The sequence below is a fragment of the Sphingopyxis sp. Geo25 genome, assembly GCF_949769135.1.
GTDB lineage: Bacteria > Pseudomonadota > Alphaproteobacteria > Sphingomonadales > Sphingomonadaceae > Sphingopyxis.
Genome location: NZ_CATKOZ010000010.1, coordinates 1 through 20,833, shown reverse-complemented (window position 1 = coordinate 20,833; position 20,833 = coordinate 1). Strand labels below are relative to the sequence as shown.

Genomic DNA, 20,833 nt, shown 5'->3' with positions numbered 1-20,833 from the left:
AAGGGGGGAAAGGGGCGTCGGCTGCGGCGCCCCTTTTTCTATGGAGCGAGTGGCGGCGCCCCGGTCGCGGCAACCATCCGCTCGCCATCGATCACGATCGGGCTCGCGACGCCGTCGATCGACGCGCCCTCGGGCCGGAAGCGCATGCCGCGCGCGATAACCTGCGGATCGGCGAACACCCCGGCGAGGTCGTTGATCGGCCCCGCCGGCACGCCTTCGGCCTCGAGCGCCAGCGACAGCGGTTGCGCGTCCCAGGTGGCGATCTTCGCCGCAAGCAGCGGGATCAGCGCCGCCCGGTTCGCGAGCCGCGCGGCATTGTTCGCGAAGCGCGCATCGTCGGCCCACTGCGGTTCGCCCAGGATCGCGCAAAGCTTGCGATACTGGCTGTCGTTGCCGACCGCGACGACGAGCTGGCCGTCGGCGGTCGCAAACGCCTGATAGGGCACGACATTCGCGTGGCCATTGCCCATCCGCTTCGGCGACACCCCGCTCGCCAGATAGTTCGCGGCCTGGTTGGCGAGCACCGCGACCTGCGAATCGAGCAGCGCCATGTCGATATGCGCGCCCGCACCGCTGACGTCACGACGTCGCAGCGCCGCGAGGATCGCGACCGCCGAATACATGCCGGTGAAAATGTCGGCATAGGCGATTCCCGCCTTTTGCGGCGCGCCGTCGGGCTCGCCGGTCAGCGACATGAAGCCGCTCATCGCCTGGACGATGAAATCATAGCCCGCGCGGTGCGCATAAGGCCCTGCCTGGCCGAACCCGGTGATCGAGCAGACGATCAGCCGCGGGAAATCGGCGAGCAATCGCGCCGGATCGAGCCCATATTTGGCGAGCCCGCCCACCTTGTAATTCTCGATCACGACATCGGCGTCGGCGAGCAACGCACGCACTTCGGCCTGCCCGGCGGCGCTCGCGATGTCGATCGCGACGCTCCGCTTGCCGCGATTGGTGCTGTGATAATAGGCCGCGCCCAGATTCGCGCCGTCCGCGCCGGTGACGAAGGGCGGCCCCCATTCGCGCGTGTCGTCGCCGGCGCCCGGCCGCTCGACCTTGACCACCTCGGCGCCGAGATCCGCGAGCAGCTGCCCGCACCACGGCCCCGCAAGCACGCGCGCCAGCTCGACGACGCGCAGGCCCTCGAGCGGCCGCATCAGGAAAAGGCGGGAATGCCGGTGATCGCGCGGCCGAGGATCAGCGCATGGACGTCGTGCGTGCCCTCATAGGTGTTCACCGTTTCGAGGTTCACCGCGTGACGGATGACATGATAGTCGGCCGAAATCCCGTTACCGCCGTGCATATCGCGCGCGACGCGCGCGATATCGAGCGCCTTGCCGCAATTGTTGCGCTTCAGGAGGCTGATCGCGTCGGGCACCAGCCGCCCCTCGTCGATCAGCCGGCCGACGCGGAGCGCGGTCTGCAGCCCCATCGAAATTTCCGTGAGCATGTTGGCGAGCTTCAGCTGCACGATCTGGTTCGCCGCGAGCGGGCGCCCGAACTGCTTGCGTTCGAGCGTGTAGTTGCGCGCCGCTTCGTAGCAGAATTCGGCCGCGCCCATCGCGCCCCAGCCGATGCCGTAGCGCGCGCGGTTGAGGCAGCCGAACGGGCCTTTCAGGCCCGAGACGTGCGGCAGCAGCGCATCCTCGCCGACTTCCACCCCGTCCATAACGATCTCGCCGGTGATCGAGGCGCGCAAGCTGACCTTGCCCTCGATCTTCGGCGCCGACAGGCCCTTCATCCCCTTTTCGAGGATGAAGCCGCGGATCGCGCCGTCGTGCGCGTCCGATTTCGCCCAGACGACGAAGACGTCGGCGATCGGCGAATTGGTGATCCACATCTTCGCGCCCTTCAGGCGATAGCCGCCCGCGATCTTCTCGGCGCGCGTGCGCATGCTGCCGGGGTCGCTGCCCGCGTCGGGCTCGGTCAGGCCGAAACAGCCGACGAGTTCGCCCGCGGTCAGCCCGGGCAGAAACTTCCGCTTCTGCTCCTCGCTGCCATAGGCGTTGATCGGATGGATCACGAGGCTGCTCTGCACCGAACAGGCCGAGCGATAGCCCGAATCGATGCGCTCGACCTCGCGCGCGATCAGCCCGTAGGAAACGTAATTGAGCCCCGCCCCGCCATATTCGGGATCGATCGTCGCGCCGAGCAGGCCGAGCCGGCCCATTTCCGACATGATCTCGCGGTCGAAGCGTTCCTCGAGAAACGCCGAGGTCACGCGCGGGAGCAGTTCGCCCTCGGCATAGGCGCGCGCCGCGCTCTGGATCATCCGCTCCTCTTCGCTCAGCTGGTCGGCGAGCTGGAGGGGATCGAACGGGTCGAGCGCTTCGATACGCTGCGGATCGGCGAGGGCCATGGGTCGGGCTTTCTCTTGGGGCGTGCCCGCGGGCGCGCTCAGGGGGTCGTTTGGGCCGGATCGCGGGCCATCGCGACGGCGGCCCCGTCGCGCGGCTCCAATATCGCGGCGGTCTCGATCAGGTCAAGCGCACGGCGCGCCTCGTGATAGCGGCGCGCGTCGATCAGCCAGTCGCCCGCCTCCGCCGCGCCGGGCATCGCCTCGACCTCGGTAATCGCCTGGTCGACCATGCCGCCGGCCAGATAGCGGCGCGCGCGTTCGAGCCGCTCGGTCGCGCGGGGCGACTGCGTGCCCGCCGGGCGCACGACGAACAATTCGCCGAGCTCGCGGCGTAGGCCGGTCCACAGGCTGCCCTTGTCGCCGCTGCGCCCGACAAGTTCGGGCGCGATCGCGTCGAGTTCGGCGCGCAGCTGCTCCAGCGTCACCGGCTCGCGCGAGGTTTCGATGATCGTCTTGACCGCATTGGGCTGGTCGTCGCCGAAACGCAGGCGAAGCTGCGCCTCGAGATAGCCGAGCGACAACCCGCGATCGAGCGCGCGCCGCACCGCGAAAGCGACGAGCAGCCCCTCGGCGCGCGAGGCGTTGCCCGACGCCGATTCGGCCTGCAGGTTGATGCGCGACAGCCGCTGTTCGAGCTCGGCAACGCGCGCCGCGAGACCGCCTGCGCCGTCGACTGCGGGCGCCGCGGCCACCTGCCCGCCAGCCGCCACCTCGGCCTGGCCGATCGCGGCGAGCGCTCCGCCCACCGCCGGTTCGTCGCTGACGACGGTCACCGGGGGCTTCTCGCTCGCCAGCCAGCGACTCATCGCCCAGCCGCCGCCGACCACGCCCAGGATCAGGAGAAGCACCGCGCCGATGAACAGCGCGCGGAGCGAAAGTCTTTTCACCGGGGCCACGCCGTCCGAGGACGCCGGCCTGTCGATGCTTTCGATTGTCATGTGTCTCTTTCGAACGACCCTATTGGCGACCCTTGTGGCACAAACGGACCGCCTCTGCCAACATCGGGGCATCATCGGGGCGCGGCGAAACCGCCTTTTCCGCCCAGCCATCACCCGCCGCATCGGCGGCCGCGGCGCTGATCGCCAGCAAGGTCAAATGCTTAACTGCCGCTCCGGCGAGGTCGGCGGCCCGCGCCGCGATCCGCGCCGAGTGGGCAAGGACCACCGCCGGCGCCGCGACCGAATCGCGCCAACCGGCGGCCGGATCGACCGGATCGACCGCATAGACGGGCAGCGCCGTCACCGTCAGTTCGGTCGCGAACGTCGAACGGTCGCGCCCGCAAAGCCACAGGATTCGCCGCTTTCCCGATGACGCCATGCCGTCGAGCAGCGCCTGGGCGTCGCGCTCGCCGACGGCGGCGACGCCGAACCCCGCATCGCGCGCCGCAGCAGCGGTCGCCTCGCCCACCGCATAAACCGGAAGCGCCGCGAGCGTGGCCAGCCCGGGCCCGCCCAGCCGCGCCGCCCTCGCGCTCGTCATCAGCAGCGCGTCATGGTCGCGCGTATCGGGCGCTACCCATTCGAGCGCGCGCGCCGCAAACAGCGGCAGCGGCCGCGCGTCGAGCCCCAGCGCCCGCGCCCGCGCCACCGTCGCGGCGCATCCCGGCTCGGGGCGCGTCACGAGCAGCGGCAGGCCGCCACTCATACGGCGAACAGGCGCCGCACGCTGCCCGGAGCTTCGTCCAGTAGGCGATGCGCCAGCGCCTCGGCATCGCCGCGACCGGTGACCAGCGCATGGCCCGCCACATGCTCGGCGCCGTCGTCCGAGAAGATTTCGGCGTCGAGGCGAAGCGCGCCATCGTCCAGCCAGTGTGCGTAAGCCGCGACCGGCGAACGGCAATCGCCGCCGAGCGTAGCGAGCAACGCGCGCTCGGCCGCCACCGCGCGATGCGTCGGCGTATGATCGATCGCCTTGAGCAGGGCGAAGGTCGCGGCGTCATCCGCACGGCATTCGATACCGATCGCGCCCTGCGAGGCGGCAGGCAGCAGCAGGTCGATCGCCTGCGCCTGCCCGATGTCGTGCATTCCCAGCCGGTCGAGCCCCGCCGCCGCGAGCAAGGTCGCATCGACCTCGCCGCCTTCGAGCCTTGCAAGCCGCGTCTGGACATTCCCGCGCAGCAGCGTTGTCACCAGGTCGGGACGCAGCCGCCTGACCTGCGCCGCGCGCCGCGGGCTGCTCGTCCCCAGCCGCGCGCCGTGCGGCAGGTCCGCAATCGTCGTCGCCGTGACGCCGCCACGCACCACCAGCCGGTCGCGCGGATCGGCACGCTCGAGCATCGCGCCTAGCGCAAAACGCGCGTCGCGGATCGTCTCGACATCCTTCAGCGAGTGGACGGCAATGTCGATCGCGCCCGCATCGAGCGCGGCGTCGAGTTCGCGCGTCCACAGCGCCTTGCCGCCAACCTCGGCGAGCGGGCGATCCTGGATCTTGTCGCCGGTCGCGGTCATCGCCACAATTTCAAGCGCTTCGGGCGCCAAGGCATGGGCCTTGGCCAGTGCGGCGGCGGCCATATGCGCCTGTGCGAGCGCCAGCGGCGAGGCCCGCGTGCCGATACGCAGCGGGCGGGCAGTTGTCGGAAGCGGAATCGAAGCCATATTCACGCGCTAGAGCATTTCCCGAAAAAGTGGGAACCGGTTTTTCCAATCCGGTTTTCGGCGGGGAAAGGCTCGCATCTCTCTCTCCCTTGCCCTGCCCGCAAAGGGGCGGGTAAAGGGCGCGCGATCATATGACTCTCATCCTCGGCCTCGAATCGAGCTGCGACGAAACCGCGGCAGCGCTCGTCGACAGCAACCGGCGCGTCCTCGCGCACCGCGTCGCGGGGCAGGAGGCCGAGCATCAGCCCTATGGCGGGGTCGTCCCCGAAATCGCCGCGCGCGCGCATGTCGACCGGCTTGCGCCGCTCGTCGAGGGCGTCCTCGCCGACGCGGGCGTCACGCTCGCCGACGTCGACGCGATCGCCGCGACCGCGGGCCCGGGCCTGATCGGCGGCGTGATGGTGGGGCTCGTCACCGGCAAGGCGCTCGCGCACGCCGCGAACAAGCCGCTCGTCGCGGTCAACCATCTCGAAGGCCATGCGCTGAGCCCGCGGCTCACCGACGCCGCGCTCGAATTTCCCTATCTGCTGCTGCTCGCATCGGGCGGCCATTGCCAGTTGCTGCTCGTCGAAGGCGTCGGCGCCTATCGCCGCCTTGCCACCACGATCGACGACGCCGCGGGCGAAGCGTTCGACAAGACAGCGAAGCTGCTCGGGCTCGGCTATCCCGGCGGCCCCGCGGTAGAGCGCGCGGCCCAGCGCGGCGATCCGAAAGCCGTGCCGCTGCCGCGCCCGCTCGTCGGCAGCGCCGAGCCCCATTTCTCCTTCGCCGGGCTCAAGAGCGCGGTCGCGCGCGCCGCGGCGTCGGGCACGCATGCCGTCGCCGACCTCGCCGCCTCCTTCCAGCAGGCGGTCGTCGACTGCCTCGTCGACCGCAGCCGCATCGCGCTCGCGGCCTGCCCCGAAGCGACCGCCTTCGTCGTAGCGGGCGGCGTTGCGGCGAACGGCGCGATCCGCACCGCGCTCACCGATCTCGCAAGCCGCTTCGACAAGCCTTTCGTCGCGCCGCCGCTCTGGCTCTGCGCCGACAATGGCGCGATGATCGCCTGGGCGGGCGCCGAACGCTTCGCCGCGGGGCTCACCGATCCGCTCGATACCGCCGCGCGCCCGCGCTGGCCGCTCGACCCGGAAGCCGAAGCCGTGCGCGGAGCCGGAGTGAAAGCATGACGCGTGAAGGCATGACATCATATTCGAACTTCGGCGTGATCGGCGGCGGCGCATGGGGCACCGCGCTCGCGCAGATGCTCGCTGCCGACGGCGCGCCGGTGCGCCTCTGGGCGCGCGAGGACGAGGTTGTCGCCGCGATCAACGCCGAGCATCGCAACCCGCTCTTCTTGCCGGGCGCCACGCTCTCTCCCTCGCTGACCGCGACGGGCACGCTCGCCGATCTAGCCGCCTGCGATGCGCTGCTCGTCGTCGTCCCCGTGCCCTTTCTGCGCGCGGTTCTGACCGATCTGCCCGCGGGCGTTGCGCCGCTGATCTTCTGCAGCAAGGGCATGGAGGCGGGAAGCTTCGCCTTCCCGATCGACATCGCCAAACAGCTTTGCCCCGCGAGGCCGCTCGCGGTGCTCTCGGGCCCGACCTTTGCGCACGAAGTCGCCGCCGGCCTGCCAACCGCAATCACGCTCGCCGCGGCCGACACAGCGACCGCCGAGGCCATCGCCGGGTCGCTCGCGCGTCCGCATTTCCGTCCCTATGTGTCGACCGACATGATCGGCGCCGAGATCGGCGGGGCGGTCAAGAATATCCTCGCGATCGCGTGCGGCATTGTCGACGGCGCCGGGCTCGGCCTCAACGCGCGCGCTGCGCTGATCAGCCGGGGTTTTGCCGAAATGACGCGGTTCGGCCTGTCGCGCGGCGCGCAGGCGGAAACGCTCGCCGGGCTCGCGGGGCTCGGCGATCTCGTCCTCACCTGCACCTCGTCCAATTCGCGCAACTTCGCGCTCGGCCAGGGGCTCGGGCGCGGCGAGGATGCCGCTAGGCTGATGGCCGACCGCCGCACGGTGGCCGAAGGCGCGTTCAGCGCGCCCGTCGTCGCGGCCGCGGCGCGCGCCGACGGCATCGACATGCCGATCACCGACGCCGTCGCGCGGCTCGTCGCGGGCGAGATTCGCGCGGGCGAGGCGATTCAGGCCCTGCTCAGCCGGCCGCTCCGACCAGAGGGCCGATGAGTCTTTTGCACCGATTGCCTGCCCCGCACCCCCGCGCTAGACTGCGCGGGGACATGCAGAAGGGGCGCCAGGCTTGAGCCAGACGGACAGCGCGACCGCGCGCACCCCCGATTCGTCCGCTACGGCGCCACAGGCCGAGGCGGATACCGCGGCGCTTGCCAAGGGCGGACGCACCAATTTCTTCGGCTTCGTTCTGCGCCTCGTCGCGCGCCTGCCCTTCCTCTATTTCGCCGGGCGCTGGTACGGGCCCGAGGCGGTCGGGCGCTTCGCCTTCGCCGTCCTCGTGATCGAACTCGTCGCGCAGCTCGCGACGCTCGGCCTCAAGCGGGGCCTCGCCGAACAGTTGAGCGCGCCGGGCGCCGACCAGCGCACCGTCGTCTGGGACGGGATGTTCGTCGCCTTCCTCGCGTCGGCGGCGGGTTCGGCGATCCTGCTCCTCTTTCCGGGTCTGATGTTCCCCGCCGGGGCGATCGACGGCACCGATCGCTGGATGGCGCTGCTGGTCTTCGCGATCGCGGGCACCGACGTCGCGCTCGCCGCCTGCGCCTATCGCTTCGACGTCGGCGCGACGGTGCGCGCGCGCGCCGTCGTCGAACCGTGGGTGATCAGCATCGCCGCCGCCGGTTTCTGGTTCGTCTCGCCGCGCGACGGGCTGATGCTCTCCTATGGCAGCGCGATGGTCGGCGCCTTCCTGACCGCGCTCGTTCCGATGATCCGCCATTATGGCGGTCCGAGCGGCTGGCAGCCGCATCCCGCGCACCTCTTCAAAGTTGCGCGGCGCAACGCCCCGCTCGCGGCCGCCGATGCCATCGAGTGGGGCACGCGCCGCCTCGACCTCTTCATCCTCGGCCAGTTCACCTCGCCGACGATCTACGGCATCTATTATATGGCGCAGCAGGTCGCCTCGCTGCCGCAGAAGCTCAAGACCAGCTTCGAGCCGATCCTCGGCCCCGTGATCACGCGCAACCTCGCCGAAAAGCGGCTTGCCGCCGTGGCGGCACAGGTCAGCCAGGTCGGCTTCTGGATCATCGCCGCGCAGGCGGGCATCGCGCTCGCGCTCGGCATCCCGGGCGAGGCGGTCATGGGCCTCGTCGGACCGCAGTTCGTCGGCGGCGCGGGCGCGCTCGCCTTCCTCCTAGCCGCCGAGGTCGTTGCCGCCACCGCGGTCGTCAGCGAGGCCGCGCTCGTCTATGTCGCGCGCCACCGCAACCTGCTGATCAGCCTTGCGACACTCGCGCTGCAGGCGGTGCTCAGCGTCGCGCTGATCCTCGTCGCGCGCTCGATGGGGCTCGACCCGATCTACTATGCCGCCGCGGTCGCACTCGCGCTGATGCTTGCGCTCGGCTTTGCATCGCTGGTCAAGGCGCGGCTGCTCGCGAACATCCTCGGCGCGCCGGTGAACAGCCTGCGCTGGGCGCTCGTCTGGGCGACGGCGGGCGCGACGGTTCTCGGCTGGGGCGCGACGAAGCTTCCCGAATGGGCCGAGCTGCTGATCGGCGTCCCCTTCATCCTCGGCATCTACGCCTGGCTGATCTGGACCCGCGGCTTCGGCCCCGCCGACCGCGCGCTGTTCCGCAAACACCCCGAGACCGCGGCGCCGGCCGCCTGACCTAATCGACCGCCTTCTGCGCCGCGTCACCAACGTCCTGTGCGGCGTCGCCGACCTTCTGCGCTGCCTCGGTGATCGCACCCGTTTCGGTCTTGTCGTTCGCAAGGAACTGAAAGGCGAAAAAGGCCGCGATCACGATCGCGACTAGGACAATCAGGCCAACCCCGATCCCACCGCCGCGGCGTGGTTCGCGGTCGATGACCGTGGTGGTGTGCGTCGTCCCGTCGGGATCGCGCGTCGTGTGGATTTCGTCGGCCATATCGAAGCCTCCTTTTTGCACTATGGCGCTAAGGACGCTTCGGCGAACGCAAAAGTTCCCGGGATCCTGACCCTAGCCGAGGCGCGCGGCGACCTTCGCCTTCAGGTCGGTCTGCGCGCGCGGGCCGACTTGCGCGATGATCTCGCGCGCGCACACCGCGCCCATCGTCAGGCAATCCTTGATCGGCCGCCCTTCGGCGAGGCCGGAGAGGAATCCCGCCGCGAACAGGTCGCCCGCCCCCGTCGTGTCGACGACGGCCTCGATCGGCTCGGCGCCGACTTCGGTTCGTGTCCCATCGCGGAGCGCGATCGCGCCGCGCGCACCGCGCGTGACGACCAGCAGCGGCACCTGTGGCGCAATCTTGGCGACCGCCGCCTCGAAATCGTCGGTTTCGGCGAGCGCGCAGATCTCGACCTCGTTCGCGAACAATATGTCGAACAGCCCCGCGCCGATCAGCTTGCGGAAATCGGCGCCGTGGCGGTCGATGATGAAGGCGTCGGACAGCGTGAAGGCGACCTTGCGCCCCGCCGCGCGCGACACGTCGATCGCGCGGCGCATCGCCGCGCGCGACAGTTCGGGATCCCACAGATAGCCTTCGAGATAGAGGATCTCGGCGTCGGCGATCCACGCCTCGTCGATCATCCGCTGTTCGAGCAGGTGGCTCGCACCGAGGAAGGTGTTCATCGTGCGCTGCCCGTCTGGGGTGACGAGGATCAGGCAGCGCGCGGTCGGCGCGCCTTCCTTGAGCGCCGGCGTCTCATACGCGACGCCCAGCGCGCGCAAATCGTGCGTGAACACATGGCCGAGCTGGTCGTCGGCAACCTGCCCGATGAAGGCGCAGCGCTCGCCGAGCGCCGCCATGCCCGCGAGCGTGTTCGCGGCCGAGCCGCCCGAAACCTCGACCGCGGGCCCCATCGCCGCATAGAGACGTTCGGCCTCGTCGCCGTCGATCAGCCGCATCGACCCCTTGGTCAGGCCCTCGGCCTCGATCAGCGCATCGTCGGCGCGGGCAAGAACATCGACGATGGCGTTGCCAATGGCGACGACGTCGAAACGGGCGGTGGAGGCCATGAAAAATCCTGTGTTGGTCGGGGAAAACTGCCGCGCGCTTTAGGGGCGACAGCGCGTCTAGGCAAGCGCATCGCTTGACGAAGCGGCCCGCCGCGCCCCATCCCCCTATGATGACCCGCACCGTCCACGCTTTCCTGCTTGCCCTCAGGGACTTGCCGAGCCCGCGCGTGATCCGCATCCTCGCGCAAAGTCTTGCGCTCACCCTGCTGATCTTCGCCGCCGCGGGTGCCGCGATCTTCTTCGGCGTGCGCTGGGCACTCGCGCACTGGCGCTGGCTGGACGGTGCGAGCCTCGACATGGCGGGCGTGCTGATCGCCCTCGCGCTCGTCGCGGGAAGCTGGCTGCTCTTCCGCGCTGTCGCGATCGTCGTCGTCGGGCTGTTCGCCGACGCGATCGTCGCCGATGTCGAGGGGCGCCACTATCCCGCCGCCGCAAGCCGTGCGGTCGATGTCGGCTGGCGACAGAATATCGCGCTCGCGCTCGCCTCGCTCGGCCGCCTCATCGGGGGAAACCTCCTCGCGCTGCCGCTCTATATCGTCCTGCTCGTCACGGGTATCGGCACCCCGATCCTCGCCCTCGCCGTCAATGCACTGCTGCTCGGCCGCGATCTCGAGGCGATGGTGCTTGCGCGCCACCCCGACCGGCCGCGCTTCGACCGGCCGACACGCTGGTCGCTCGGCCTGCTGTCCGCCGCAAGCTTCCTGGTGCCCGTCGCCAATCTGTTGGCCCCGATCCTGAGCGCCGCTATGGCCGTCCATCTTTTGCACCTGAGCGACGGGAAACCGCGATGAAACTGATCCGGCTGCTGCCGACGATCCTGCTTGCAGCCGGCCTGGCGGGCTGCGGAACCACCGCCGTACCGCGCCCGGCGCGGCCGGTCGCCGCGCCGCCACCCGTCACCCCGCGTATCGTCCAGCACAACAGCCTCGTCGGCCAGCGTGCGGGAGCAGCGCTGTCGCAATTCGGCAAGCCGCGCCTCGACGTCGCCGAGGGTGCCGGCCGCAAGCTGCAGTTCGCGGGCACCGCCTGTATCCTCGACATCTATTATTACGCCCCGAAACAGGGTGCCGAGCCGGTCGCGACGCACGTCGACGCCCGCACGCCCGAGGGGCGCGATGCCAATGTCGACAGCTGCGTGAACGCGCTCAGACGCTGACGTCAGGACGCCAGTTCGGCAAGCGCCCACGCCGCCGCATCGGCCACCATCGGCGATTCGTCCTGCGTCAGTTCTTCCAGCCGCGCCCGGAATCGCGCATCGCCGCTGTTTCCCGCCGCAATCGCGGCGTTGCGCACCATCCGCCCGCGCCCGATACGCTTGATCGGCGACCCCGCGAACACCTGCCGGAACCCCGCATCGTCGAGCGCGAGAAGGTCGGCGATCGCCGGGGCGACCAGTTCGCCGCGCGGCAGGAAGGCCTTGTGCCGCGCCGCCGTGTCGGCGAACTTGTTCCACGGGCACACCGCAAGGCAATCGTCGCAGCCATAGACGCGATTGCCGATGCCGCGCCGCAGCTTGACCGGGATCGGCCCGTCATGCTCGATCGTGAGGTAGGAGATGCAGCGCCGCGCATCGAGGCGGTAGGGCGCGGGAAAGGCATCGGTCGGGCACGCCTGCTGGCACGCGGCGCAGCTGCCGCAACGATCGCGCCCCGCAACCGAGGGTGCAAGGTCGAGCGTCGTATAGATCGCCCCAAGGAACAGCCAGCTGCCATGCTCGCGGCTGACCAGATTGGTATGCTTGCCCTGCCAGCCGAGCCCGGCCGCCGCCGACAGGGGCTTTTCCATGACCGGCGCGGTGTCGACGAACACCTTGACCTCTGCCTCCTTCGCCTCGGCGACGAGCCAGCGCGCGACGGCTTTCAGCGCTTTCTTGACGACGTCATGATAGTCGGCGCCCTGCGCGTAAACCGAGATGCGGCCGCGTGTCGGAACCTCCGCCAGCGCCAGCGGATCGACCTCGGGCGCATAGCTCATGCCGAGCGCGATCACCGACCGCACCTCGGGCCACAGCCCTTGCGGCGACCCGCGCTGGCTGCTGCGGCTTTCCATCCAGATCATGTCGCCGTGGCATCCCTCGGCCAGCCAGCGGTCGAGCCGCGCCGCGGTTTCGGGCGCCGCGTCGGCGCGCGCGATCCCGAAGGCGGCAAAGCCGCGCGCGCGCGCGACCGCTTCGAGCCGCTGTTCGAGCGTTTCGGAACGGGCAGGCAAGGCTTCGGCAACCATTGGCGCTCTATACGGCAACCGCCTGTCCGTGCCATAGACGGCGTGACCGAAGATCGGGGACCAGCGTTTGACCGACTACAGCGTCGAGGCCGATGGCCTCACCAAATATTTCGACAGCTTCAAGGCGGTCGACCATGTGTCGCTTCAGGTTCCGGCGGGCAGCATCTATGGCGTGCTCGGACCCAATGGCGCGGGCAAGACGACCAGCCTGCGCATGACCCTCGGCATCATCGACCCCGACGAGGGCACGAGCCGGTTGCTGGGCGGCCACAAGCCGCAATCGGTGCGCCATCGTATCGGCTATCTCCCTGAGGAACGCGGGCTTTATCCGGGCATGAAAGCGCGCGAGGCGATCGCCTTCATGGGCGCGCTGCGCGGGCTCGACTGGTCGGAGGGACGCCGCCGCGCCGCGACCTTCATGACCGAACTCGGCCTCGAACGCGTGATCGACGAAAAGATCCGCAAGATGTCGAAGGGCATGGCGCAAATGGTCCAGCTGATCGGCTCGATCGTCCACGCCCCCGACCTGATCGTCCTCGACGAGCCCTTCTCGGGGCTCGACCCGGTCAACCAGGAACGGCTCGAAATGCTCGTCCGGCGCGAACGCGACCGCGGCGCGACGATCCTCTTCTCTACGCATGTCATGGCGCACGCCGAACGGCTCTGCGACCGGCTCGCGATCATCGCGCGCTCGCAGCGCCGCTTCGAGGGGACCGTCGACGAAGCGCGCGCGCTGCTGCCGATGCAGGTGCGCTATACGCCGCGCGACGGTAGCGACGCCGTCGCGGCGCTGCTTCCCTCGGCGGCGTTGCGCAAGGGCGACGCGTGGCATTTCGCCATCGAGGATGGCGAGGTCGAACCGCTGTTGGCGCGAATCACCGCGAGCGGGCACGGCGTCGCGGGCCTGTCGATCGCGCGCCCCGGGCTCCACGACGCCTTCGTCCATATCGTGCGGCAGGTCGACGCGGGTTTCGACGCCTCGCCCGAAAACGACGCGATCGAGGAGGCCGCGGCATGAACGCCTTCCTCAGGAATATGCGCGTCGTCGCGCGCCGCGATTTCCTCGCCATCGTCGCCACCCCGACCTTTCTGCTCTTCCTGCTCGCGCCGCTGTTCATGCTGGCAATGGGGCTCGCCGGCGGCACCGGCGCCGCGCAGCTCGCCGACAGCGCGCGCGGGGCGGGGCGGATCGTCGCGATCGCCGATGCTGCCGATATCGAAGCGCTGCGCACTGCCGATGCCCGGCTGCGCGCCGCGATGCCGCGCGAACCAGCGGTTCTTGTGCTCCGCGTCGTGTCCCCGGCCGCCGATCCGGTCGCCATCGCGCGCGAAAAGGGCAGCGACACCTATGCGGTGATGAGCGGACCGCTCGCCGCGCCGCGCATCGTCGAGCGCGAACCGGGCAGCAGCCCGGGACGCTATCTCGTCCTCCTCGCCACCGAGGTGCAACGCGCGCGCGCCGCCGGGCCGCTGCCACCCGTGGCGCCGCGCTTCGAAAGCCTGTCGAACGGCGGCAACAGCATTGCGGCACAGCAAAGCCTCGCATTTGGCGCGGTGTTCACCATCTTCCTCCTCACCTTGCTGCTCGCGGGCCAGACGGTGAGCTCGCTCGCCGAGGAAAAGGGCAACAAGGTCATCGAGATTCTCGCCGCCGCAGTGCCGCTCGAAAGCGTCTTCCTCGGCAAGCTGCTCGGGATGCTCGGCGTCGCGATACTCTTCATCGCTTTCTGGTTCGCGCTCGCGATGGGCGGCGGATTTCTCTACGCGCTTCAGGCCGACCCCGCCGCCATCGCGGCGGCCGGCGCGGCCGCGGGCGCCGCCAAGCCCGCGCTGATGGCCGCGCCCGCGACGGGCTGGCTCTTCTTCCTCGGCATCTCGCTCGCCTATTTCATCATGGCCTTCCTGCTTTTGGGCGCGGCGTTTCTCGGCGTCGGCGCGCAGGCGGCGACGGTGCGCGAGATCCAGATGCTCAGCCTGCCGATCACCATCTTCCAGGTCGGCATGTTCAGTCTCTCGGCCGCGGCGGCGAGCGCCCCCGGCACCGGCCTCGCCCGCTTCGCGCAGATCTTCCCCTTCTCGTCGCCCTTCGCGATGGCAGCGCGCGCCGCTACCGACGATGCGGTCGGCGTCCACCTGCTCGCGCTCGGCTGGCAGGCGATCTGGGTCGCGCTCACCGTCTATCTCTCTGTCCGCCTGTTCCGCGCCGGCGTGCTCAGCAGCGGCAGCGGCTGGAAATTCTGGAAGAAGAAGCGGACCTAGGCTGGCCGCTTTCGAACGAAGGCCGACCTATCTTTCATCGTCACCCTGAACTTGTTTCAGGGTCCATGGTCTGCCGTTTCCTTCGGCGCGGCGTAGGATGCAAGGCCCGGCCATGGATGCTGAAACAAGTTCATCATGACGAGCTTGGGGCGACCGCTCCCCACCGCAATTTAGCCATTCCCACTTCGTCATCCCGGACTTGATCCGGGATCCAGCGCGGCGTTGAAGTCGTGGATCCCGGATCAAGTCCGGGATGACGAATGTCTGGAAACCACCCCAAACTGACCCCCTCGGCTCCATTGACAAAGTTGTAAATAGTGGCATTCTGCAACTGAATCGGCCGCGGAGACGGCCCAGAGAGGAGCGACCCCCCATGGCCACCCAGATCCGCCCCGCATCCGAAACCGTCAATCCGCTCGACCTCAGCCGCGCCGAGCTGTGGCGCAACGATGTCTGGCAGGAACCGATGCGCCAGCTGCGCGCCGAATCGCCGATCTATTATTGCGAGGATTCGAAGTTCGGTCCCTATTGGTCGGTGACGACCTACAAGCCGATCCAGCATATCGAGGCGCTGCCCAAGATATTCTCCTCGTCGTGGGAATATGGCGGGATCACCGTCGCCGGCGACGGCATCGATCATCTGCAGGAAGGCGATGTGCCGATGCCGATGTTCATCGCGATGGACCCGCCGCAGCACACCGCGCAGCGCCGCACCGTCGCCCCCGCCTTCGGCCCGTCGGAGATCGAGCGCATGCGCGCCGACACCCAGGCGCGCACTGCGGCGCTGATCGACACGCTTCCGATCGGCAAGCCCTTCGACTGGGTCGAGAAAGTCTCGATCGAGCTTACCACCGACATGCTCGCGATCCTGTTCGACTTCCCGTGGGAGGATCGCCACAACCTCACGCGCTGGTCCGACGCGCTCGGCGACATCGAAAGCTTCAGCACCGTCGAGGAACGCCACGCGCGCCTCGCCGTGGCGTTCGAGATGGGCGGCGCATTCAAGCAATTGTGGGACCGCAAAGCGCAGAACCCCGGGAAGCACGACCTCATCTCGATCATGCTGCAGTCCGACGCGATGAAGCATATGAGCGAGAATGAGTTCATGGGGAATCTCATCCTGCTCATCGTCGGCGGCAACGACACGACGCGCAATTCGATGTCGGCCTATGCCTATGGCCTCCACTGTTTCCCGGAGGAACGCGCGAAGCTCGAGGCGAATCACGACCCCGACCTCGCGGTCAACGCGATGCACGAGATCATCCGCTGGCAGACCCCGCTCGCGCACATGCGCCGCACCGCGACCGAGGATACCGAGCTGTTCGGCCACCAGATCAAGAAGCGCGACAAGCTCGCGCTCTGGTACGCTTCGGCGAACCGCGACGAAGAGATATTCCCCGACGGCGACCGGATCATCGTCGACCGCGAGAATGCGCGCCGCCACCTCGCCTTCGGCTATGGCATCCACCGCTGCGTCGGCGCCCGCGTCGCCGAGTTGCAGCTCACGACCTTGATCTCCGAAATGCAGAAGCGCCGCCTGCGCGTGAACGTCATCGGCGAGCCCGAGCGCGTCAACGCCTGCTTCGTCCACGGCTATCGCCACCTGCAGGTCGAGCTCGAGCAATATTGACAGCCGGGCGTAACCGGGCGCAGCCTCGCCGCGTATCCCGGTCATGAGGAAGCCCGATATGATCGAACGCCGCTATATCCTGTCCGGCCTCGCACTCGGCGGCGCGCTGATCGCCGCGCCGATGCTGTTCGCCAAGCCCGGCAAGCGCCCGCTCGCCGAACCCGGCTGGCGGCTGACCGACGCCGAATGGGCGAAACGGCTGACCCCGATGCAGTTTCGCGTCCTGCGCGAGGCGGCGACCGAGCGTCCCTTCACCAGCGCGCTCAACAAGGAGCATCGCCGCGGCACCTTCGTCTGCGCGGGCTGCGCGCTGCCGCTCTATGCGAGCCAGACCAAATATGACAGCGGCACCGGCTGGCCGAGCTTCTATGCCCCGCTGAAGGGCGCCATCGCGACCTCGACCGACTATGAGCTCGGCTATCCGCGGACCGAGGTGCATTGCCGCCGCTGCGGCGGCCATCTCGGCCATGTCTTCAACGACGGGCCGAAGCCGACCGGCAAGCGCTATTGCATGAACGGCGCGGCGCTGGGGTTCCGCCCCGCCTGACCCGTCAGGACGCCGGCTTCACCCGCCAGACCGCCAGGCTGCTGCCCGCGGGCATCGCGACGGGTTCGAGCCATGCAGGCGCCTTCCCCGCATAAAGCTGCGCCGCCAGCCCCTGCTTCGCCTCGCGCCGGTAGCGCGTGAAATCATTCGCCCCGGCGCAATAGACGATCAGGCTCGCCTGCTGCTTGCGGACCAGCGCCTCGGCCTTCGCGGGATCGCCGGTGAAGACGCGCAGCGTGTCGGCCATCGCCTCCTTGTTGCGGTGATGCGGGGTCGCGACCATCGCATGGTGCGTCCAGAAGATCAGCGGCGCGCCGAGGTCGATCGGGGTGAGCAGCGTCGCCTTCGGCATATGGTTGAGCGCCGCGATCGTCGGCGGATCGACGCACGTCCGCTTCGCCACCGACGCGTCGACCGCGCGCGGATCGGCCTTGACCGCCGGGAAAACAAGCCCCGCAAGCCCGGCGACCGCAAGGCTGCCGAGCATCGGCAGCGTCAGCGCCGCGAGCGCCGACGCGATCACGCGCGGCAGCAGGGCCGCGATCTGCCGCGCGCGCAGCCAGCCGCGAAGGCCAAGCCACGCCGAACCCGGGATCGCGAACAGATGCGCGGTCCCGGCGCTGCGCAGCACGAGCAGCGACAGCGCCGACGCGCCGGCCAGCGCGACGATCACGGTCGTCCACGCGCGGCGGTCCTCGGCCGTCTTGCCGGCGCGCCAGGCAAGCAGCGATCCGATGAGCCCGATGAGCCACGGCACGACGACGAAAAAGACCGAATGCGCCGGCGAGGCCCAGACCGGCTGGCCTTCGAGGACGTTGCGATACCAGTAATGGACGACGATCGGGTCGAGCGTCGCAAAGGGTCCGGCCGCGCACAGCGGTTCGATCGCCACCAGCGCCGCCGCCGCGAGCACCCCCGCGCCGCCGAGGGCCGCGAAGCGCACCCAGCGCCGCGCCGGATCGACCGCCGCAATCGCCAGCACCGCAACGGCTGCGACGGCGAAGGCGCCGAGATACGGCGCCGACAGCGAATCGCACCAGCGTCCGGCCAATCCCATCGGCCCGCGCGTCAGAAACTGGAAGAATAGCGCCCCGCCCGCGAGGCCTGCCATATAGCCGGTCAGGCGCACGCGATCGTCGGCGCGCGCGTGCAGCGCCCAGCGCAGCGCGCAAAGCCCCGCGAACAGCGCGACGACGGGCAGACCCTCGATCGAGATCGCGAGCAGCGCCGCGCCGCACGCCCCGGCGATCAGCCCTGCCTGCCGGCTCGCCGGACGCAGCGCCTGCCACAGGATCAGCATCGCGAGGAAAATCTGCCAGCCATGATGGTCGACGCGCAGCGGGCGCAGCTGCACGACGATGAAACCCGCGGTGACAAGATAGAGCGGCGCGACATAGGCGATGCGCTTGTCGGGCAAATTCCGGTAGCCGAGCGCGCAGGCGACGCTGAGTGCAGCGCCGAGCAGCGGCGGCCAGACCGTCATCACCACCTGCTCCGCCAGCGCCTGCCCGAGCAGCGGCTTCAGCAACCAGACGCCGAGCGCGATCGGCGCATCGACGATCCGCGACCAGTGCATCAGCACCCCGCCGCCCGCCGGATTGACACGATATTGGGTGAGATCCCACCAACCCTGCCCGGCGAGCAGATCGCGCACCTGCGCCATGCGCATCGCGTCGTCGGTGTCGCTGAGTTCGAGGATCTGGATCGCATGCCACTGCGCGATCACCGCGACGATGCTCATCGCGGTCCACACGATCAGCGCGATGCGGAGCGGCGTGAACCAGGGCGAAAAGCCGCTCGAGCCCGGTTCGGGTACGGCGCCGGTCCCGGCGGCGCCCTCGGCGAGCGGCGGCGCCGCGGCGGTCATGCTGCGGCGGCCCGGAAAACGATATGACGGCGGAGCAGATAGGTCGTCTGAAAGCTGACAAGGATCGCCGCAAGCTTCGCAAGCCGCGGGTCGAGCCCCATCGCGGTGCCGACCCCGACGATCGCGGTAGTGATCGCCAGCCCGACCAGCGCCGACCCGACGAAGAGCAGCTTCTGACGGTGGCGCTCGCCCGTGCCGCGCTCGGCGGCGCCGTCGGCGAAGACGAGGCGGCTCGAAATCAGCCAGTGAACGAGGATACCCGCGCAATAGCCGATCGCCGACGCCGCCATCGGCGGCAGCCCGGCGTCGAGCAGCAACAGGAACAGTCCCGCGTCGCTGCCGAGCGCGAAACCGCTCGCGAGCAGATAGTTCAGCCAGCGGATCTCGCCGCGGCGAACCGTCGCCATCAGGGTCCGGAGGGTGCGCATCATCGCCATGACGCCCCGCGCGCTGCTCAGGCGGCCTTGTCGATGCGCGACGGAACCTCGCGAACCGACGCCAGCGCGGCCTGTTCGCCCTCGCTGCCGCTCTCGTGATATTCCGCGTCCTCGTTGACACCCCAGATGTCGTAAACACGCGCGCCGGCGACGATGTTGCGCACCGACAGCATCGCGGTCATCATCGCATGATCCTGGTTGTTGTAGCGGTGCATGCCGTTGCGGCCGACCATGTGCAGCGTCGGATAACGCGCCTCCAGCTCGTCGCGCATCGCCGCGACATGCGCGGCATAATCGTCGTCATAGACCGGATAGGCCTTTTCCTGCCGGACCACGGCGCCGCCAACGACATCCTTCGGATCGCACAGGCCGAGGATCGCCATTTCGTCGGTCGCGAGCCTGACCAGATCCGCGTCGCTCGACGACCACAGCCCGTCGCCCTCGAAGCAGAAATATTCGAGACCGACGCATGCAAGGTCGGGATCTGGCAGCATTTCGGGCGACCAGCTGCGGAAATTCTGGACGCGACCGACCTTCACCTTGCTGTCGTGGATATAGATCCAGTTGTCGGGGAACAGGTCTTCCGACCGGATCTTGAGCGCCACCGTCAGGAAGTCGCGATATTTGAGCTTCGGCGCCGCGGTCAGCGCACACGCCGGCAGCGGATGGATGCGCGCCGCAAGCTCGCGCATCGGCGCCGAGCTGATCACATGCACCGCGTCGATCACGACGTCGCCGTCGGGGCCGGCCGCGGTCAGCCGCCAGCGGCCCGACACCTGATCCTGCGTCAACTGCTTGAAGCTATGGCCCATCAGCACATGGTTGCCGCCCGCGCGCACCTTGCCCGCCGCCGCCTCCCACATCATGCCGGGCCCGAGGCGCGGATAGCGGAAGGTCTCGAGCAGGGTCTTGGTCGCCATGCCGTCATTCGGCTTTTTATTGAGCCCGAGGCTGCGCTTCAGCCCGTCGATCACCGCGCCGCCGAGCGAAAGCCCCTTGATCCGCTGCGCCGCCCAGTCCGCCGACATTTCGTCGCACGGCATCCCCCACACCTTCTCGGTATAGGTCTTGAAGAAGATCGAATAGAGCTTGTGGCCGAACTGGTTGACCGTCCAGTCCTCGAAGCTGCGCACCTTCTTGTTCGGCAGCAGCTTCGCCTTGGCATAGCTCGCCATGCACAAGGCCGACCGGAAAATTCCGAGGTTCCACAGCGCCTCGAACGCGCGCAGCGGATAGCTGTAGAATTTGCCCTCATAATAGATGCGGCTCATCCGCGGACGCTGGATGAAATCGTCGGGCAGAATCTCGTTCCACAGGTCGACGACTTCCTGCGCCTTCGAAAAGAAGCGGTGACCGCCTATGTCGAAGCGAAAGCCCTCATGCTCAACGGTGCGGCTGATGCCGCCGACGTAAACGGGATCCTTTTCGATCACCGTCACCCTGTAACCTTCCTTGGTCAGCAGATAGGCGGCCGTCAGCCCCGCGGGCCCGGCGCCGATAATGGCGACATCGGCACTCGTCGGGCGGTTGCTCGGCACTTGGGCGTCGGTCATCAAGAGTCCCCCACAGGCAAATACTTGCTGCGGTCCGCTCTGCGCCGAACATGGATAAAAACTGGTTAACGCGCGCACATTCGGGTGCCGCAGCCCGCCCGATCACGCCCCCGCGTCGGAAAGTCCCCGCCGATCGGGGTTCGATGACCGCTAACGACCGATCTTTGCCGCTCAGGCGATTGTGCGGACCTCTTAGGGTCAGGACCCATTGATTTGAGCAGGCCGCTGTGATTCAGGCTCACTGTGAGGAGCCTG

At 68.9% G+C, this 20,833-nt stretch carries 20 protein-coding genes; 9 read left to right on the top strand and 11 right to left on the bottom strand.

Going from position 1 to position 20,833, the window contains the following annotated elements:
- Positions 1-38: 38 nt before the first annotated feature.
- The 5 genes from QOL68_RS18120 to hemC all read right to left on the bottom strand — a co-directional run bounded on the left by QOL68_RS18120 (position 39) and on the right by hemC (position 4,953).
- Positions 39-1,157 (bottom strand): CaiB/BaiF CoA transferase family protein, encoded by a 1,119-nt coding sequence (locus QOL68_RS18120; RefSeq protein ID WP_282950409.1) that lies wholly within the window; start codon positions 1,155-1,157, stop codon positions 39-41.
- Complete coding sequence (locus QOL68_RS18115) at positions 1,157-2,359, bottom strand: acyl-CoA dehydrogenase (RefSeq protein WP_282950410.1); 1,203 nt, start codon at positions 2,357-2,359, stop codon at positions 1,157-1,159. Before QOL68_RS18115 ends, QOL68_RS18120 begins: the two co-directional genes overlap by 1 nt.
- A gap of 38 nt (positions 2,360-2,397) precedes the next feature.
- A complete protein-coding gene (locus tag QOL68_RS18110) occupies positions 2,398-3,246 on the bottom strand; it encodes a mitofilin family membrane protein (protein WP_283404337.1) in 849 nt (282 codons plus the stop codon).
- Between the two features lie 70 nt (positions 3,247-3,316).
- Complete coding sequence (locus tag QOL68_RS18105; protein ID WP_282950412.1) at positions 3,317-4,003, bottom strand: uroporphyrinogen-III synthase; 687 nt, start codon at positions 4,001-4,003, stop codon at positions 3,317-3,319.
- Positions 4,000-4,953, bottom strand: a complete 954-nt coding sequence (gene hemC / locus QOL68_RS18100; protein ID WP_282950413.1) for a hydroxymethylbilane synthase — start codon at positions 4,951-4,953, stop codon at positions 4,000-4,002. Before hemC ends, QOL68_RS18105 begins: the two co-directional genes overlap by 4 nt.
- Before the next feature lie 131 nt (positions 4,954-5,084).
- Between hemC and tsaD the strand changes: the two genes are divergently transcribed.
- The 3 genes from tsaD (at position 5,085) to QOL68_RS18085 (ending at position 8,732) form a co-directional block, all read left to right on the top strand.
- Positions 5,085-6,119 carry a tRNA (adenosine(37)-N6)-threonylcarbamoyltransferase complex transferase subunit TsaD gene (gene tsaD / locus QOL68_RS18095; RefSeq protein ID WP_282950414.1) on the top strand — a complete coding sequence of 345 codons (1,035 nt, stop codon included), beginning with the start codon at positions 5,085-5,087 and terminating at the stop codon, positions 6,117-6,119.
- A gap of 11 nt (positions 6,120-6,130) precedes the next feature.
- Complete coding sequence (locus QOL68_RS18090; RefSeq protein WP_283404336.1) at positions 6,131-7,123, top strand: NAD(P)H-dependent glycerol-3-phosphate dehydrogenase; 993 nt, start codon at positions 6,131-6,133, stop codon at positions 7,121-7,123.
- A 73-nt stretch (positions 7,124-7,196) separates the two neighbouring features.
- A complete protein-coding gene (locus tag QOL68_RS18085) occupies positions 7,197-8,732 on the top strand; it encodes a lipopolysaccharide biosynthesis protein (RefSeq protein WP_282950416.1) in 1,536 nt (511 codons plus the stop codon).
- Position 8,733: 1 nt separating this feature from the next.
- Here the strand turns inward: QOL68_RS18085 and QOL68_RS18080 are convergent, their stop codons facing one another.
- Both QOL68_RS18080 and QOL68_RS18075 read right to left on the bottom strand, forming a co-directional pair.
- Entirely contained in the window at positions 8,734-8,991 is a 258-nt protein-coding gene (locus QOL68_RS18080; protein WP_215352164.1) for a hypothetical protein, read from the bottom strand.
- Positions 8,992-9,063: 72 nt separating this feature from the next.
- Positions 9,064-10,062: an adenosine kinase gene (locus tag QOL68_RS18075; protein ID WP_282950417.1), complete on the bottom strand. Its 999-nt coding sequence runs from the start codon at positions 10,060-10,062 to the stop codon at positions 9,064-9,066.
- A 110-nt stretch (positions 10,063-10,172) separates the two neighbouring features.
- Here QOL68_RS18075 and QOL68_RS18070 point away from each other — a divergent pair, with 110 nt between their 5' ends.
- Positions 10,173-10,853, top strand: coding sequence for an EI24 domain-containing protein (locus tag QOL68_RS18070; protein WP_282950418.1), 681 nt, complete (start codon positions 10,173-10,175; stop codon positions 10,851-10,853).
- Entirely contained in the window at positions 10,850-11,218 is a 369-nt protein-coding gene (locus tag QOL68_RS18065; protein ID WP_204993549.1) for a hypothetical protein, read from the top strand. The genes QOL68_RS18070 and QOL68_RS18065 overlap by 4 nt, the downstream gene beginning before the upstream one ends.
- A gap of 2 nt (positions 11,219-11,220) precedes the next feature.
- On the opposite strand, the gene queG is transcribed toward QOL68_RS18065, so the two are convergent.
- The gene (queG, locus tag QOL68_RS18060; RefSeq protein ID WP_282950419.1) at positions 11,221-12,285 is read right to left on the bottom strand and encodes a tRNA epoxyqueuosine(34) reductase QueG; all 1,065 of its coding nucleotides are present in this window, start codon (positions 12,283-12,285) and stop codon (positions 11,221-11,223) included.
- Positions 12,286-12,352: 67 nt separating this feature from the next.
- Between queG and QOL68_RS18055 the strand changes: the two genes are divergently transcribed.
- From QOL68_RS18055 to msrB, 4 genes are all read left to right on the top strand, one after another.
- A complete protein-coding gene (locus QOL68_RS18055) occupies positions 12,353-13,303 on the top strand; it encodes an ABC transporter ATP-binding protein (RefSeq protein WP_282950420.1) in 951 nt (316 codons plus the stop codon).
- Positions 13,300-14,544 (top strand): ABC transporter permease, encoded by a 1,245-nt coding sequence (locus QOL68_RS18050; RefSeq protein ID WP_282950421.1) that lies wholly within the window; start codon positions 13,300-13,302, stop codon positions 14,542-14,544. Before QOL68_RS18055 ends, QOL68_RS18050 begins: the two co-directional genes overlap by 4 nt.
- Positions 14,545-14,917: 373 nt before the next feature.
- Positions 14,918-16,174: a cytochrome P450 gene (locus tag QOL68_RS18045; protein WP_282950422.1), complete on the top strand. Its 1,257-nt coding sequence runs from the start codon at positions 14,918-14,920 to the stop codon at positions 16,172-16,174.
- Between the two features lie 58 nt (positions 16,175-16,232).
- Positions 16,233-16,721 carry a peptide-methionine (R)-S-oxide reductase MsrB gene (msrB, locus tag QOL68_RS18040; protein WP_282950423.1) on the top strand — a complete coding sequence of 163 codons (489 nt, stop codon included), beginning with the start codon at positions 16,233-16,235 and terminating at the stop codon, positions 16,719-16,721.
- Positions 16,722-16,725: 4 nt separating this feature from the next.
- Here msrB and QOL68_RS18035 read toward each other — a convergent pair whose 3' ends face one another.
- From QOL68_RS18035 to QOL68_RS18025, 3 genes are read right to left on the bottom strand one after another with little or no spacing between them, the layout of a single operon-like run.
- Positions 16,726-18,588: a hypothetical protein gene (locus QOL68_RS18035; protein WP_282950424.1), complete on the bottom strand. Its 1,863-nt coding sequence runs from the start codon at positions 18,586-18,588 to the stop codon at positions 16,726-16,728.
- Positions 18,585-19,019: a GtrA family protein gene (locus tag QOL68_RS18030; RefSeq protein WP_349252337.1), complete on the bottom strand. Its 435-nt coding sequence runs from the start codon at positions 19,017-19,019 to the stop codon at positions 18,585-18,587. Before QOL68_RS18030 ends, QOL68_RS18035 begins: the two co-directional genes overlap by 4 nt.
- 23 nt (positions 19,020-19,042) lie before the next feature.
- Positions 19,043-20,578 carry an NAD(P)/FAD-dependent oxidoreductase gene (locus QOL68_RS18025; protein WP_282950425.1) on the bottom strand — a complete coding sequence of 512 codons (1,536 nt, stop codon included), beginning with the start codon at positions 20,576-20,578 and terminating at the stop codon, positions 19,043-19,045.
- Positions 20,579-20,833: the final 255 nt, after the last annotated feature.

What these genes read in the sequence shown, in the direction of transcription:
- QOL68_RS18120 (WP_282950409.1), bottom strand. Translation starts at nt 1,157, where the DNA reads ATGCGGCCGCTCGAGGGCCTGCGCGTCGTCGAGCTGGCGCGCGTGCTT.
- QOL68_RS18115 (WP_282950410.1), bottom strand. Translation starts at nt 2,359, where the DNA reads ATGGCCCTCGCCGATCCGCAGCGTATCGAAGCGCTCGACCCGTTCGAT.
- QOL68_RS18105 (WP_282950412.1), bottom strand. Translation starts at nt 4,003, where the DNA reads ATGAGTGGCGGCCTGCCGCTGCTCGTGACGCGCCCCGAGCCGGGATGC.
- hemC (WP_282950413.1), bottom strand. Translation starts at nt 4,953, where the DNA reads ATGGCTTCGATTCCGCTTCCGACAACTGCCCGCCCGCTGCGTATCGGC.
- tsaD (WP_282950414.1), top strand. Translation starts at nt 5,085, where the DNA reads ATGACTCTCATCCTCGGCCTCGAATCGAGCTGCGACGAAACCGCGGCA.
- QOL68_RS18090 (WP_283404336.1), top strand. Translation starts at nt 6,131, where the DNA reads ATGACATCATATTCGAACTTCGGCGTGATCGGCGGCGGCGCATGGGGC.
- QOL68_RS18080 (WP_215352164.1), bottom strand. Translation starts at nt 8,991, where the DNA reads ATGGCCGACGAAATCCACACGACGCGCGATCCCGACGGGACGACGCAC.
- QOL68_RS18075 (WP_282950417.1), bottom strand. Translation starts at nt 10,062, where the DNA reads ATGGCCTCCACCGCCCGTTTCGACGTCGTCGCCATTGGCAACGCCATC.
- QOL68_RS18070 (WP_282950418.1), top strand. Translation starts at nt 10,173, where the DNA reads ATGACCCGCACCGTCCACGCTTTCCTGCTTGCCCTCAGGGACTTGCCG.
- QOL68_RS18065 (WP_204993549.1), top strand. Translation starts at nt 10,850, where the DNA reads ATGAAACTGATCCGGCTGCTGCCGACGATCCTGCTTGCAGCCGGCCTG.
- queG (WP_282950419.1), bottom strand. Translation starts at nt 12,285, where the DNA reads ATGGTTGCCGAAGCCTTGCCTGCCCGTTCCGAAACGCTCGAACAGCGG.
- QOL68_RS18050 (WP_282950421.1), top strand. Translation starts at nt 13,300, where the DNA reads ATGAACGCCTTCCTCAGGAATATGCGCGTCGTCGCGCGCCGCGATTTC.
- QOL68_RS18045 (WP_282950422.1), top strand. Translation starts at nt 14,918, where the DNA reads ATGGCCACCCAGATCCGCCCCGCATCCGAAACCGTCAATCCGCTCGAC.
- msrB (WP_282950423.1), top strand. Translation starts at nt 16,233, where the DNA reads ATGATCGAACGCCGCTATATCCTGTCCGGCCTCGCACTCGGCGGCGCG.
- QOL68_RS18035 (WP_282950424.1), bottom strand. Translation starts at nt 18,588, where the DNA reads ATGACCGCCGCGGCGCCGCCGCTCGCCGAGGGCGCCGCCGGGACCGGC.
- QOL68_RS18030 (WP_349252337.1), bottom strand. Translation starts at nt 19,019, where the DNA reads ATGATGCGCACCCTCCGGACCCTGATGGCGACGGTTCGCCGCGGCGAG.
- QOL68_RS18025 (WP_282950425.1), bottom strand. Translation starts at nt 20,578, where the DNA reads ATGACCGACGCCCAAGTGCCGAGCAACCGCCCGACGAGTGCCGATGTC.